At 43.6% G+C, this 14,924-nt stretch carries 14 protein-coding genes; 2 read left to right on the forward strand and 12 right to left on the reverse strand.

Annotated features, from left to right (window positions below; all coding sequences use genetic code 11):
- Nucleotides 1-4: 4 nt before the first annotated feature.
- Complete coding sequence (locus ACOOEY_RS05335; RefSeq protein ID WP_420387640.1) at nt 5-193, reverse strand: hypothetical protein; 189 nt, start codon at nt 191-193, stop codon at nt 5-7.
- Nucleotides 194-196: 3 nt separating this feature from the next.
- On the reverse strand, nt 197-2,365 hold the full coding sequence (gene ccoN / locus ACOOEY_RS05340) for a cytochrome-c oxidase, cbb3-type subunit I (protein WP_420387641.1): 2,169 nt from the start codon (nt 2,363-2,365) through the stop codon (nt 197-199).
- A gap of 306 nt (nt 2,366-2,671) precedes the next feature.
- Here ccoN and ACOOEY_RS05345 point away from each other — a divergent pair, with 306 nt between their 5' ends.
- Nucleotides 2,672-3,211 carry a hypothetical protein gene (locus tag ACOOEY_RS05345; protein WP_420387642.1) on the forward strand — a complete coding sequence of 180 codons (540 nt, stop codon included), beginning with the start codon at nt 2,672-2,674 and terminating at the stop codon, nt 3,209-3,211.
- A gap of 275 nt (nt 3,212-3,486) precedes the next feature.
- Nucleotides 3,487-4,083, forward strand: a complete 597-nt coding sequence (locus ACOOEY_RS05350; RefSeq protein ID WP_420387643.1) for an outer membrane beta-barrel protein — start codon at nt 3,487-3,489, stop codon at nt 4,081-4,083.
- A gap of 18 nt (nt 4,084-4,101) precedes the next feature.
- On the opposite strand, the gene hemN is transcribed toward ACOOEY_RS05350, so the two are convergent.
- From hemN to ACOOEY_RS05400, 10 genes are all read right to left on the reverse strand, one after another.
- The gene (gene hemN / locus ACOOEY_RS05355; protein ID WP_420387644.1) at nt 4,102-5,448 is read right to left on the reverse strand and encodes an oxygen-independent coproporphyrinogen III oxidase; all 1,347 of its coding nucleotides are present in this window, start codon (nt 5,446-5,448) and stop codon (nt 4,102-4,104) included.
- Nucleotides 5,435-5,602 (reverse strand): cbb3-type cytochrome oxidase assembly protein CcoS, encoded by a 168-nt coding sequence (gene ccoS / locus ACOOEY_RS05360; RefSeq protein WP_420387645.1) that lies wholly within the window; start codon nt 5,600-5,602, stop codon nt 5,435-5,437. Before ccoS ends, hemN begins: the two co-directional genes overlap by 14 nt.
- Before the next feature lies 1 nt (nt 5,603).
- Nucleotides 5,604-8,000, reverse strand: coding sequence for a heavy metal translocating P-type ATPase (locus ACOOEY_RS05365; protein ID WP_420387646.1), 2,397 nt, complete (start codon nt 7,998-8,000; stop codon nt 5,604-5,606).
- A 2-nt stretch (nt 8,001-8,002) separates the two neighbouring features.
- The gene (locus ACOOEY_RS05370) at nt 8,003-8,785 is read right to left on the reverse strand and encodes a hypothetical protein (RefSeq protein ID WP_420387647.1); all 783 of its coding nucleotides are present in this window, start codon (nt 8,783-8,785) and stop codon (nt 8,003-8,005) included.
- A 91-nt stretch (nt 8,786-8,876) separates the two neighbouring features.
- Nucleotides 8,877-9,521: a Crp/Fnr family transcriptional regulator gene (locus tag ACOOEY_RS05375; protein WP_420387648.1), complete on the reverse strand. Its 645-nt coding sequence runs from the start codon at nt 9,519-9,521 to the stop codon at nt 8,877-8,879.
- 146 nt (nt 9,522-9,667) lie between these two features.
- Nucleotides 9,668-10,558: a 1,4-dihydroxy-2-naphthoate polyprenyltransferase gene (locus tag ACOOEY_RS05380; protein ID WP_420387649.1), complete on the reverse strand. Its 891-nt coding sequence runs from the start codon at nt 10,556-10,558 to the stop codon at nt 9,668-9,670.
- 1 nt (nt 10,559) lies between these two features.
- Nucleotides 10,560-11,066: a glutathione peroxidase gene (locus ACOOEY_RS05385; RefSeq protein ID WP_420387650.1), complete on the reverse strand. Its 507-nt coding sequence runs from the start codon at nt 11,064-11,066 to the stop codon at nt 10,560-10,562.
- Between the two features lies 1 nt (nt 11,067).
- A complete protein-coding gene (gene argS / locus ACOOEY_RS05390) occupies nt 11,068-12,870 on the reverse strand; it encodes an arginine--tRNA ligase (RefSeq protein ID WP_420387651.1) in 1,803 nt (600 codons plus the stop codon).
- A 2-nt stretch (nt 12,871-12,872) separates the two neighbouring features.
- Nucleotides 12,873-13,823, reverse strand: coding sequence for an arginase (rocF, locus tag ACOOEY_RS05395; RefSeq protein ID WP_420387652.1), 951 nt, complete (start codon nt 13,821-13,823; stop codon nt 12,873-12,875).
- A 13-nt stretch (nt 13,824-13,836) separates the two neighbouring features.
- A complete protein-coding gene (locus ACOOEY_RS05400; protein ID WP_420387653.1) occupies nt 13,837-14,811 on the reverse strand; it encodes a deoxyhypusine synthase family protein in 975 nt (324 codons plus the stop codon).
- Between the last annotated feature and the right edge of the window lie 113 nt (nt 14,812-14,924).

Raw genomic sequence — 14,924 nt, forward strand, 5'->3', positions numbered from 1 at the left:
ATTTTTAATCTTGAGACTTAAATTCACTGAGTTCATCGTCTGACAAAGGCAGCTCTTCCATGTGCTCCACATAGTCTTTTCGCATCATCCACACATAACCTATCAATCCCACAAAGAAGACAAAGAAGATGATCAGCGAAATAATCGGCCAGACTTCTACATTATGTACTTGTTCGAAATAATACTTAAACATGGCTTACTTATTTGCTGTGGTTTCTGCTTTAATATCTGTACCCAATCGTTGCAGGTAAGCAATCAATGCTATGATCTCAGAGGTCTCCGTAATTCGTGTTTCTGTCTCATACTCAATAGATTCCATTACCTGCTTACTACTGACATCTGTTTTCAGATTGTTCAGAATGGCTTCGGCCTGAGTCTTAAGATCCGCATTGGCGGTTTCTTCATAACCTTCTTCATAAGGTACCCCAACCGTTCTCAGTGCTTTGATCTTGCCGGCTGTCTTGCCAGGATCAATCTGCTGCTTATACAACCAGGGGTAAGGTGGCATAATGGAGCCCGGAGAGGTAGAGGTAGGGTCAAACATGTGGCCCAGGTGCCATCCGTCATTATACAAGCCCCCTACTCGATGTAAATCCGGACCGGTACGTTTGGATCCCCATAGGAATGGGTGATCATATACAAACTCACCCGCTTTGGAATATTCTCCTTTGTAACGGACCGTCTCTGAACGGAATGGTCTCACCATTTGAGAGTGACAGTTGTTACAGCCTTCTCTAATGTAAATATCACGACCATGTAATTCAAGCGGTGTATAAGGTTGTACACTGGCAATGGTTGGTATGTTAGACTTGATGAGGAAGGTTGGTACCATCTCAACAACTCCACCAATCAGAATCGCTACCAAGGTCAACACGGTAAAGAATACCGGTTTTCTTTCGAGTACACTGTGCCAGTGTCCTCCAACAACCTTCTTCTTTTTCTCCAGAGCCGGAGCTTCTGCAGCTTCTTCGGCAATGAATTTTCCCTGTTTTGCTGTTTTCACCAGGTTCACCACCATAATAATGACTCCTGAGAAGTATAGCAAACCACCAATGGCCCTCATCATGTACATAGGCACAATCTGAGTTACTGTTTCAAGGAAGTTAGGGTACTCAAGGAATCCTTCAGCGTTGAAGTTTTTCCACATCAAACTCTGCACTACACCTGAGGTATACATGGGTAATACATAGACAATGATACCGAGTGTACCTAACCAGAAGTGGGTGTTTGCCATTTTGGTAGAGAAGAGCTTGGTTCCCCACATCTTAGGCACCAACCAGTAGAGCATACCAAAGGTGAGGAATCCATTCCATCCCAAACCACCTACGTGAACGTGAGCAATAATCCAGTCAGTATAGTGGGCTATGGCGTTAATACTTTTGATTGAAAGGAGCGGTCCTTCCAGGGTAGACATACCATAAGCGGTAACTGCCACCACCATAAACTTCAATACCGGATCTTCACGTACCCTGTCCCAGGCACCGCGAAGTGTCAGCAGTCCGTTGAGCATACCACCCCAGGAAGGAGCAATCAGCATAATGGAGAATACTGTTCCGAGCGATTGTGCCCAGTCTGGTAATGAAGTATAGAGTAAGTGGTGAGGGCCAGCCCAGATATAGATAAATATGAGCGACCAGAAGTGAATAATTGACAGTTTATAAGAGTAAACCGGTCTGTTGGCTGCCTTAGGCAAATAGTAATACATGAGCCCCAGGAACGGTGTCGTCAGGAAGAATGCCACTGCATTGTGTCCATACCACCATTGCACCAGTGCATCCTGTACCCCGGCATACCAGGAGTAACTCTTAAATAATGTAACAGGAATCTCGAACGAGTTCACTACGTGCAGTACTGCTACCGTAACGAAAGTGGCAATGTAGAACCAAATGGCCACATACATGTGCCGCTCTCTCCTCTTGAGAATAGTACCAATCATATTGATACCGAACACCACCCAAATGAGGGTAATGGCAATATCGATTGGCCACTCCAGCTCGGCATACTCTTTAGAAGTAGTGAGCCCCAGAGGAAGTGTAATAGCCGCAGCTACAATAATTAATTGCCATCCCCAGAAATGAATCCAACTCAGCATATCGCTGAACATTCTGGTTTTGAGCAGGCGTTGCATAGAGTAATAAACTCCGGCAAACATGGCATTCCCCACAAAAGCAAAAATCACTGCATTGGTATGCAGTGGTCTCAAACGGCCAAATGTGGTGTATTGAATACCGAGGTTGAGTTGGGGTAGAAATAGCTGAGTAGCTATTAATAAACCCACTAACATTCCGACAACTCCGAATACAACGGTAGCTATCGCAAAGTACTTCACAATCTTGTTGTCATACTTGAATTGTTCCAGTTCCATAGTCACAGCTTGGGTTAATCAATAATTAGTTTCGAAGGTAGCGGAGTGACCAAGACTGTGACCTGATGGCAAACAGGTAAAAAACTGATTTAAATCATGTTCTGAGGATGGCATATAAAAAGTGTCTGTTTACAGGCTTAAAGTCAACAAACAGCCACCATCATTTCCTTTCGCAGGCGGTAGAATAGTTGAAATACCGTACCATCGACACCCTCATACAACCATTAACATCATAATAACCTGATGAACTAAACCTTTCGTAGATGTAACCTGTCTATAAAGCATATAAACATTAAACTCAAAATCATGAAAAAAATCACTCTAATCATGCTACTTACTTTAGTAGCAGCAACCGCTAATGCACAAATTGAGAAAGGGAAGATTCAACTTACCGGAAACTTTGGCTATACGCGCAACGAAACCGGAGGTAATGAAACCAATGTCTTCACTATTGTACCACAGGCAGGGCTGTTTCTATCAGACAAAACCAGCTTAGGTGTAATACTTGGCTATCAGTCTTTTGGCAACTCAAATGCGAGAAGTACCAATTTCAATTATGGTGTGTTCGGCAGATTCTATAAGTCTATTGCCGATCGGTTTTACTTCTTTGCTCAACCACAATTTGTGCTGGGTACGGGTGAGACTGCTGCAGGAGTAGACACTTCTTCATTCTCTATTGGGGTAAGGCCCGGCTTTTCTTATTTCGTATCAGATAAAATCTCAATGGATTTAACTACTCTGGGTTTTATTTACGACAAAAGTGAGGAAGGTAATCTAGAAAGGTCTACTACTTCATTTAGTATTAATCCGGCAACAATGAGTTTAGGCGTAAGCTTTATACTTTAAATTTAATGGGGGAAGTCTATTGAAAAAGCTTAATGGCTTCCCCTACTTTTTTTAATAGAATCAATTCCATAGCACACAGTTCCTCCTTACCATCTTCAGAGTTGTACTTTTCAAATTGCTCCTAAACTAAACAGTCTATGTTCGCTTTTAAAACAACATGGATAAAGATCTAAGACAAGACTTTTTTACAACTCACTGAGATCCAAATAAATAGACTTCCCACACCCTCTATGGCACTGTATTTGGGCGAAAAGCGCCAAACAAAACTCAAAAACATGAAAAAAATAACAGTAATCCTCATGATGCTCTTCTTCGCTACGGTAGCGAATGCTCAAATTCAAAAAGGTAATATCCAGCTGGGTGGAACACTTGGTTTCAATACCACTGAAGTTGATGGCAACAACAGAAACATTTTCAACTTTGCCCCCAGAGCAGGTTGGTTTGTCAGTGACAACACCGCCATTGGTCTGATCAGCACCATTACTTCTGTAAACAACGATGTATTTGACCCCAACCTGGCCAGCATTGTTGAGCAGAAATCCAATGGCTTTCAAATAGGGGCTTATGCCAGATTCCATAAGAATGTTGTTGAGAATCTCTATCTGTATCTGCAACCCTCCCTCTCTTTTGGTTCAGCGAAGTCTGAACTAAACGGTGTTGAAACAGGCGATAGTTCTATCATGTCATTGCAGTTAGCTCCTGGAATGACCTATTTCTTATCAGATCGTTTTGCGCTGGAAATGAACCTGGGTAATCTGGGATATCAACGGAACAAGACTGACATAGGTAACACGGAACAAGTGGCTAACACTTTCAACCTCAACCTCAATCTGTCTTCTTTCGGTTTGGGTATGAGCTACTATATTAAGTAAGGAATTGAGAGGGAAAGTCTACACCGCCTGGCTAAAGACTTTCCCTTCTCTCACTTTGGCAAAGTTTGGGTCGAAGATGGAACAAACATTGCGCAGGTACTGATTACCTGTTTCCGTTACAACACAATAGCCGCCTTGTATATCTAAAAGGCCATCAGCTATTAATTCCTCAATAGCTGGTAAAGCGGTTTCACTTACACTCTCCAGATCGAAGTATTTCTGACAGGCCACATTAAGAATTTGTGCCTTAGTTTGGATATCCTCCTCAGTCATCTGATGTCCTTTGAAAACCGGAAGTACACCGGCATTCACTTTCTCCATATAACCTTCAACACTCTTTACATTCTGTGCATAGGCTATGTGAATATCTGAAATAGATGATACGCCAAGACCAATGAGTAGCTTGCCGGGGTTTGTAGTATACCCCATAAAGTTTCGGTGCAATTCTCCATTGTGCATGGCCTCAATCAATGAGTCGTCAGGCAGGGCAAAATGGTCCATGCCGACTAGTTGATAGCCCAGTTGAACGAGTCGTTCCTGTCCGAACTGGTTCAATACCCTCTTTTCTTCCTGACTGGGCAGGTCCTTTTCTGAATAAGCCCTTTGTCCGGGCCTTTTCCATGGCACATGGGCGTAGGAATAATAGGCAATTCTATCGGGCATCAACTCTGCCACATAATCAATGGTATTATGAATACTGTCGAGGGTTTGAAAAGGCAAACCATAGATCAGGTCGTAGTTAACAGAGTTATAGCCAATTTCCCGGGCCCATCGGGTGACCTGTTCTACCTGTTCGAAAGACTGCCTTCGGTTAATGGCCACCTGCACCTTCTCGTCAAAATCCTGTATACCAAAGCTCACCCGACTGAACCCTACTTCATGCAATACTTTCAAATGCTCATAAGTGGTGTTACCGGGATGGCCTTCAAAGCTGAATTCATAATTGTGATACAGGTCTGCATATTCCAGCAAACCTGCAATCAACAACCTCAGGTATTCAGGTGAAAAAAATGTGGGTGTTCCTCCACCCAGGTGAATTTCTTTGATGATGGGTCTTTCCTGGAAGAGGCTGATGTATTGATACCATTCTTTTAGGACTGCTTCTATATAGGGTTTCTCTACGGCATGATTGACCGTAATGCGCGTATTGCATCCACAGTAGGTACAAAGGCTTTCGCAATAGGGTAAATGTATGTAGAGGCTGATCCCCTCCTGACCATGTCTGATAAATGATTCCTTCACCAGGTTTAGATAATTATCTAAATCAAAAGAATCGGTTTGCCAGTCTGGTACGGTGGGGTAACTGGTATATCTGGGCACCGGCACATCATACTTCTTCAGTAATTGCTGCTCACTTGGTCTCATGCTTCTTCTCCTTTTTCTTGTCTTCAAACAACATCCTCACCGAAGGGGAATAGGTATCGTCATATTGCCCTGATTTTACAGCCCAGTAGAAAGCACCGAGAAAAACGATGGCTACAACTATACTGGTTATGATTAGAATGAGTATTACTGACATCTTACAATCCTTTTCTTTTTGCCCTGATTCTGACCATGGTGGTAGTAAACGCTACTACCGAAATACTACTGAGTGGCATCAATATCGCTGCTACCAATGGGGTGAGTATGCCCATTATCGCAAAGGTGATTCCGCCCAGGTTATACAATAGGGAAATCACCATACTGGCTACCACAATGCGCTTTCCATCTGTATTCAGTGCCAATAACTGCCCCAATTTCTTAAAAGCATTGGCATCCATAATGGCATCACATGCCGGACTGAATGCCGAAATATCTTCTGTAATGGCAATCCCCACATTACTCTGCTTAAGAGCTCCCGCATCGTTAAGGCCATCGCCAAACATCATCACATGTTTGCCCTCCTTTTGAAGAGTCTGCACCCACTGTCGCTTGTCATCAGGCTTTTGTTCGAAGTGCATGGCTGTTCCTGCCGGGAATATCTCTTTCAATGCTGCTTTCTCCTGATCATTGTCTCCTGAAAGCAACTGTAACTGGTGATCTTCTGAGAGCTCAGCGATTACCTTCTGCAAACCGATTCTATAGGTATTGCTCACTCTGAAGACTCCTCTTACTTCCCCGCCTATTTTCAGGTAAACTGCGCCGGACTTAACTTCAGACTCAGGCGGAAGTCCAAGAAATGCCGCTGAACCCAACTTCACCTCTACCCCACTTACGCGAGCCACAATACCTTTACCCGTAATCTCCTCGAATGACTCTATCTGATAGACATCAGGCACTGCCATTAAATAGTCTTTGACATAGCGACTCAGCGGGTGGGTACTGCTCGACACAGCTGCTGTGACCAAAGAAGCCTCAGCATCCGTCAATGGTTCTCCTTCGAATTCAATGTGCTTAGCGTTGGGATCGGTAATGGTTCCGGTCTTGTCGAAGATGATGGTATCAATCTTCTGAAGCTCTTCAATAACATCGGCATTTTTAAGGAAGAGGTGATGCTTTCCTAGAACCCTGAGAATACTTCCATGAGTGAAAGGGGTTGAAAGTGCCAGTGCACAGGGACAGGCAATGATCAGCACTGAGGTAAAGACCAGCCATACTTTCGAAGCATCGGCCAACTGCCAGAAAATAGCCGCACCCACTGCAATGAGCACAATGGCAATTGTAAAATACTGGCTGACTTTATCGATGAGTTTCAGACCTTTTTCCTTACCCTGATAGCCTTCTTCATTCCATAGTGAGGTCAGATAGCTTTGAGATACCGGTTTCTGTATGATAAACCTGGCCTGTTTTCCTGCTATTCTTCCTCCGGCATAGATATACTGTCCCTTGTGTTTCTCTACAGGCTCAGCTTCTCCGGTCACAAAACTGTAATCTATGAAGGCCTGGTCATCAATCAGGATGGAATCTGCCGGAATCAATTCAGCATTTCGAATCAATATTTCATCCCCCTTATCCAGATCATTCACAATAATAGGCTTGTAGTCTTTGCCGATCAGCTTTAGCACTGCCAGGGGGAAGTAGCTCTTATAATCTCTGTCGAAAGAGAGGGCCTGATAGGTTCTGTTCTGAAACCATTTGCCAATGAGCAAAAAGAAAACCAGCCCCACCAGCGAATCGAAGTATCCTGAACCCGTATCGCTGGCTACCTCGTAAAAACTTCTGATGAAAAGAACACTCAGCCCCAATGCGATCGGCACATCTATATTAGCGTATTTCTGCTTAAGTGATTTGAAAGCCGACACAAAGTAGTCCCAACCGCTGTAGAACATCACTGGTAAAGCGAGTACGGCATTCAACCATCGGAAGAAGGTCTGATAGTTATACTCCAGCTCGGTAATTCCCAGGTAATGGGGAAAGCTGAGCAACATAACGTTACCAAAACAGAATCCGGCAATTCCCATCTTAATGAGGAGTTGCTTATCGAATTTCTGATAAACTGAATCAGCCTCCTCTTTCTTTTCCAGGTTAAAAACAGGGGTATAACCAATACTGTCGAGGAGTTCAGCCAGTGTTCTCAGACTGATTTGTTCCCGGTTGTAATGAACTGTCAGCCTCCTCTGGCTAAAGTCTACTTTAGAATCAATCACCCCGGGGTTCATTCTTTCCAGATGCTCCAGAAGCCAGATACAGCTGCTACAGTGAATATTCGGAATGGCAAGGGTTACTCGCTCATGCTTTCCGTCACTGAACTCCAGTACAGACCTCACGATTTCCTCATTGTCGAGAAAGTCGAAAAGTGCCGATTTATTCTTTTGGGTCACACCCGGGTTAGATTCCAGGGTATAGTAGTCGCACAGTTCATTCTCTGAAAGAATCTCATAGACTGTTTTACAGCCTGTACAGCAGAAGTCTTTATCATTAGAGGTGATCCGCCCTTTGTAACAGTCATCTCCGCAGTGATAGCACTTCGTTTCTTCTTTCAACAGGATCTGCGACATGCCTAATCTTTGTAGATAAATATAGGATGATTGAACAATTGAGTTTCGAATAACTCGGTACAATCGAGCAGTTCATTACCCAGTTCCGGGTCGACTATAACCAAAGGGTTTTGACACTCATTTTGAACATACTTGAAAAGGCTGGTCAGTGGTTCATCATACATATGTTGAGCACCCATATTTTTAAAATGAAGTTTGAGGTAGTTGACCAGCACCCTCTCTTTTTGAATTTCCAATTCATCTTCTGGTTCAATCATGAGTAACGAAAGTGGAAGGTCTCTAAACTCTTCAGCGAAAAGCTTGAGCAGACTCTTTACCATTCTAACCGTTTGCTGATTGCCCTCTAACGTCACTACCATACACTCAACCTTAAAGTTCTGCGGCAGCAATAACACGGGGCAGGCACTTTGATCGATCAGGTTCTTCAGTGATTCCAGAGAATGGCCTTTCTTAAGGTTGCCCATCTCAATAATCATCAGGTCTGCCACACTGGTCTGACTCATTAAAGTGGTCTCATTCTCTAAACCTCTCAATAAGTCGATGGTGTAACCATGCTCTTTACCGTATTGCTCTAACTTGATTTCGTTTTCAACCTTTGAGACTAACTGATCGAAGCTACCTTCCTGACCAGCAACAACCGAAACAGGCTTCAGTCCAAATACCTCTTCCAGGGAAAAAGCCTTGAAATACTTTTGATAGGATGTATGCAACAGCTTTTCACTCCTTTCGAGAAAGGGCATCAAACCGGTCTGATTGGCTGTAGCTAAGAGAATGATATGTTTCACGACCTTTGACTTTAATTGGTAATCAAAGGTATGTTGGAGTACAAATGACTCGATTGATGGCTATCAGATTAAAACATGATTAAAATCATGTTTAGGCATAGAAGTCAGCTTCGTGTATTAAACGCTGAGGATCAAGCACCTGAATCTTCTTGCCCTTCAGCCCGATAAGACCATCAGATTTAAACTCAGAAAGCAGCCTGATTACAGTTTCTGTGGCGGTTCCTACAATGTTGGCCAGATCTTCTCTGGAGAGGGCTATATCGATTACATCACTACCTTCTCCTTCCATACCGTAGGTTTCTTTCAGCATAATGATGGTGGCAGCCAGTCTCTCTCTCACTGATTTTTGAGCCAGCTGGGCCAGCTTTTCTTCCATAATGCCCAGTTCCTGACATACCGCTTTCATCAACTTCTGGAAAAAGGCAGGGTTTCTGTTCAGGATAGTAATAAAGTCACTCTTAGGGATAAAGCAGATGGCGGCTTGTTCCAGAACGGTACCACTGGCACCATAGAATTCCTCGCTCAACAGTGACCTGTAACCCAGGAAATCGCCAGGCTTAGCAATGAACAGAATCTGCTCCTTACCATTAGATCCCATTTTATACACCTTTACCTTACCATGGTTGATACAGAATACACCCATCGGACGCGTACCTTCATAGAACAGGGTTTGTCCTTTCTTGTAGGCAACACAAGACTTATGAGAAGAAAGTACTTCTAAATCATCTTGGGGCAATTCTGAAAAATGACTTTCACCTCTTGATTGGCAAAATTGGCATTGCAGGTCTATGTGGGTAGATTTCCGAGAACTCATACTTTGTCTTGAGATATTTAAAAATACTAAGCGAAAAGAAAATTGCCAAGTTCTGAAACAATAGTTGGTCAAATAAGTTGGCCGACTCCGAATAGTACAACAAATAGTAAAGTACTTAATGCCATCTGTTTGAGGAACGGATCTAACTCCTCAGATCGGGTATAGATCTTAACAGCTCTGGCATTGATGAAAAATAAAGGACAAACCAACAAGAACAAGAGTTGCTGGGGTCTTTCAAAGTTCAAAACAATAAAGACTACCGAGCACAGCAGTCCGATAATCAAAAGGGTCCAATGGTAGATAACAGCTGACTTCCTCCCTATTCTTACCGGTACAGATTTCTTACCCGCCTTCTTATCTGATTCAATGTCTCTGATATTGTTAACGTTCAGAACAGCTACCGAAAATAGTCCTACACTGACAGATGGAAGTATATATAGCCAGTTGATACTTTGTTCATAGAGATAGGCACTGCCCATTACGGCCACAAGGCCAAAAAATATCATGACGCTGATATCGCCCAGACCAGCATAGCCATAAGGCTTTTTCCCTGCTGTGTAGGTAATAGCAGCCAATATGCTCAACCCTCCCAAACCCAGGAAATACCAGAACACTTCACCAAAACCTCCAAAAGCCTGAAGGATCAGACCAATACCGCTGGCCAGAGATAGAATGGAGCAGATGATAATTGCCCTTAGCATAGCTGACTGACTAATGGCTCCGCTTTGCACTGCTCTCTGCGGACCAGTGCGCTCCGCGCTATCAGCTCCGTGAATAGAGTCACCATAGTCGTTGGCCAGATTAGATAATACCTGTAAGAAAATGGTGGTTAAGGCACAAAGGCCAAAAACAGCCCAGTCGAAATGACCTGAAGCAGCAGCTAAAAAAGCTCCCATACCAATGGATGCTAATGCCAGCGGAAGGGTGCGTAATCGAAAAGCTTCAAGCCACTTTTTCATGCTATAGCTGACCGGTGATTTGCTCGTCCAGAGGATTAACTGATGATGGGTAGAAACCAATGACTTCACCCTTTTCATTCAAAAGGTATTTGCAAAAGTTCCAGTTTGGTTTTTCTCCGCTTTGCTCTTCAAGCCAGGTATAAAGCGGATGCCTGTCGCTACCCACTACCGATATTTTCTCAAACATCTGGAAAGTTACCCCATAGTTGGCCTCACAAAAGGCGACAATATCTTCATTGCTTCCTGGCTCCTGCCCTCCAAAATTATTGGCAGGAAAACCTAATACTGCGACATCTTTGCCGAACTGCTCATGCAGGTTTTGAAGGTCTTCATATTGTGGTGTGTAACCGCATTTGGAAGCTACATTCACAATGAGCACCTTCTTACCTTTATACATATTCAGGTCTACTGCTTTACCATCTATTCCTTTCAATTCGAAGTCATAAAAACTCATGTCGTTAGATTTTAGGGGGATGAATAATAAGAGAATCAGGCTCAGGTATTTCATTTTACATTCTGTCTGGTACTTCAATTCCCAATAACTGCATGCATTTGCGTATTGTTTCTGCAGTAAGGGCAGAGAGAGCAATTCTGAACTGCATCAATGTCTGATCGTCTTCATTGAAAATGGAGAGTTCAGCATAGAAGCGGTTATATTCCTTGGCCAGATCGTAAACGTACTGAGCAATAACAGCCGGTGAATATGATTCTGCAGCTGTTTGTAGTTTATCTCTGTACTGACCGATTGAGAAAATCAGGTCTTTTTCCGTCTGATGAATTTCCTTAACACCATCGAAATTAATTCCTTCAATCGACAGTCCCAGTTGCTCTGCTTTTCTCTGAATAGAGCTGATTCGGGCATAAGTGTATTGAATAAATGGACCGGTATTTCCCTGGAATTCAATAGATTCTTCCGGATTGAAGAGCATTCTTCTGCGCGGATCTACCTTCATCAGGTAATACTTAACAGCTCCCAGCGCCAGTTTCTCATAAAGATCCGATGCCTGCTCTGGTGTGAATCCATCAATTTTGCCCAACTCTTCTGTTCTGGCCTTGGCAGTATCTACCATTTCCTGAATCAGATCATCGGCATCAACTACGGTCCCTTCTCTGGATTTCATTTTTCCGGTTGGCAGGTCTACCATACCGTATGAAAGGTGATAGCAGGCATCTGCCCACTCATAACCCAATTTCTTAAGGATCAGGAACAAGACTTTGAAATGGTATTCCTGCTCATTCCCTACCGTGTAGATCAATTGACTGAGTCCCGGGAAATCATCGAAACGCATGAGTGCGGTTCCGATATCCTGAGTCATATAGACTGAGGTACCATCCTTTCTCAGGAGTAGTTTCTCGTCTAAGCCTTCATCAGTCAGGTCTACCCAGACAGAGCCATCTTCCTTCTTAAAGAATACGCCCTTCTCAAGCCCTTCCAGCACACGATCTCTTCCGATCAGGTAGGTATCACTCTCGTAATATAGCTTATCGAAATCGACTCCCATTCGCTCATAAGTGGCATTGAACCCATCATACACCCAGCCGTTCATTTTCTCCCAAAGGGCATAAACTTCAGGGTCTTTCTCTTCCCACTTTCTAAGCATTTCCTGAGCTTCCAATAAGATTGGAGCTTCCTTTTCGGCCTTTTCCTGTGCTACTCCCTGACTCACCATCTCAGCAATTTCTGCCTTGTAGGCTTTATCAAAAGCCACATAATATTTACCTACCAGGTGGTCTCCTTTGATTCCGGATGATTCAGGCGTTTCACCTTCTCCGAATTTCTGCCAGGCCAGCATGGACTTACAGATGTGAATTCCGCGATCATTAATGATCTGTACTTTCTTTACTGTATTACCGGCTGCTTCCAGAATGCGGGCCACAGAATTACCCAGGAAGTTATTTCTCAGGTGTCCGAGGTGCAATGGTTTGTTGGTGTTGGGAGAAGAATACTCTACCACCACTGTCTTTCCGGTAGACGGGATATCGAAAACAGGAGACTGACTAATCTCTGTCCCATTGAACAAGTCGGCAAACTGCTGTACCTGTGAAGTTTCGGAAATAGACAGGTTCAAAAAGCCCTTCACTGTATTGAATGCGCTAACTACCGAAGTATGATCAACCAAAAACCGGCCAATCTCCTCTCCGGTTTGCTCAGGGCTCTTCCTCGAAATTCTGGCCAATGGAAAGGTGACGTAGGTATAGGTTCCCTCAAAATCTTTTCGGGTAGGTTGTAGTGCTATGTCGTCAGCCGCCAGGTCATGTGCATACAATGACTTAAGTGCTTCGGAAATGCCCTGTTTAATTTTTTGTTCCATTTTTAGAAATTCTCGATCAATGAATCGGTTGTAGCCTCTAATATTTCGAAGGCGTGTTCTGCCATCTTGTTTTCAGTGTCCAAAGTTGGGTTCACCTCTACAATTTCCCAACAACAAACCCTTTTATCTTTGATCAGTTCGCGATTTAGTTCGAAGGCCTGCTCTTTTTTAAGTCCGTTAGGAACAGGGGTACCTGTACCGGTTGAGACGGAAGTGTCCAGGCTATCCACATCAAAAGAGATGTAAATCTGATCACATTCCTTCAGAAGTTTCAGGGCTTCTTTAGCCACTTTCTTCACTCCCTTGTGATTGACTTCTTCGGTTGAAAAATTCCTGATTTCATATTTATCGATGAGATGGTCTTCAGGCTTTTCGGTATCTCTTACCCCAATGAACACAATGTCTTTAGGGTCGATCTTTGGTCCGTTTCCACCAATTTGTTTAATCTTCTCCCAAATGGCCTCGGTTTCTTCTTCCACATCATTCTCCTCACATTCCTCATTATCCATTCCGGTCACCATAGCCAGTGGCATACCATGCATATTTCCGGATGGAGTGGTGTAAGGCGAATGAAAATCGGCATGAGCGTCTATCCAGATTACACCCAGCCGCTTATCGGGATCAGCCTTTTTAATGCCGCAAATTGTTCCGGCTGCAGTAGAGTGATCTCCTGCCAGTACAATGGGAAACAGTCCGTTTTCACGCAAATCGGCAATGGTGTTGCATACCCTGTCTACCATGGTATAAACACCTTCGGCATACTTGGCAAACTGGAATTGCGGATCGCCAAAAAGTAATCTGTTCTCGTCCTGTATACTCACAGGTTCAAAGCGCATGAAAAAATTGGAATGCCTTTTAATGCTGGCGATTTTCATCGCATCAATCCCCATGCTAGCGCCTCTCGTGCCCGCTGCAATTTCTGAACGGACCTCGACTAGCCTTATCTTCCTCATATTTCAAATTTTGTTACCAGCCCAATATGTAGGCGAACATTAATGGAGCCACAATAGTGGCATCGGACTCCACAATATATTTTGGTGTATCGATATCGAGTTTACCCCAAGTGATCTTTTCGTTCGGCACTGCCCCTGAATAAGACCCATAACTGGTGGTAGAATCAGAGATCTGGCAGAAATAGCTCCAGAACGGAATGTCATGCATTTCCAAATCCTGATACATCATGGGTACAACACAAATCGGGAAGTCACCGGCAATACCTCCACCAATCTGGAAGAAACCAACACCCTTTCCACTTGAATTATTTTTGTACCAGTCTGCCAACCAGGTCATGTATTCAATACCTGACTTCATGGTTGAAGCCTTCAATTCTCCTTTAATGCAGTAAGAGGCAAAGATGTTACCCATGGTAGAGTCTTCCCATCCGGGTACCACGATAGGCAGGTTCTTTTCGGCAGCAGCCAACATCCAGCTATTCTTAGGGTCTATCTCGTAGTATTGCTCCAGATCTCCTGAAAGCAACATTTTGTACATATACTCATGCGGGAAATATCTTTCACCGGCATCTTCAGCCTTCTTCCATTGGAAATGGATATGCTTCTGCAACCTTCGGAAAGCCTCTTCCTCAGGAATACAGGTATCAGTCACCCGGTTCAATCCTCTTTCGAGTAATGCCCACTCCTCTTTTGGAGTCAGGTCGCGGTAGTTAGGCACTCTTTCGTAGTGAGAGTGTGCCACCAGGTTCATGATATCTTCTTCCAGGTTAGCCCCGGTACATGAAATAATATCGATTTTATCCTGACGAATCATTTCAGCCAGACTCATTCCCAGCTCAGCGGTACTCATGGCACCGGCCAGAGTGACCATCATTTTTCCACCTTCTGACAGGTGAAGCTTGTAACCTTTGGCCGCATCGACCAGGGCTGCTGCATTAAAATGGCGATAGTGTTTTTCTATGAATGAGGTTATGGGTGTATTCGACATAAAACGATCTTTATCAGTTGTTTGCAAAAATGCTAATTTCTCATCATTTCGCTTAATATTCGACTCGCAAATTCAACTGCTGTAAATTCTATTATGTTTTTTAATTTAGAGCT

The sequence above is a fragment of the Roseivirga sp. genome, assembly GCF_965216855.1.
GTDB lineage: Bacteria > Bacteroidota > Bacteroidia > Cytophagales > Cyclobacteriaceae > Roseivirga.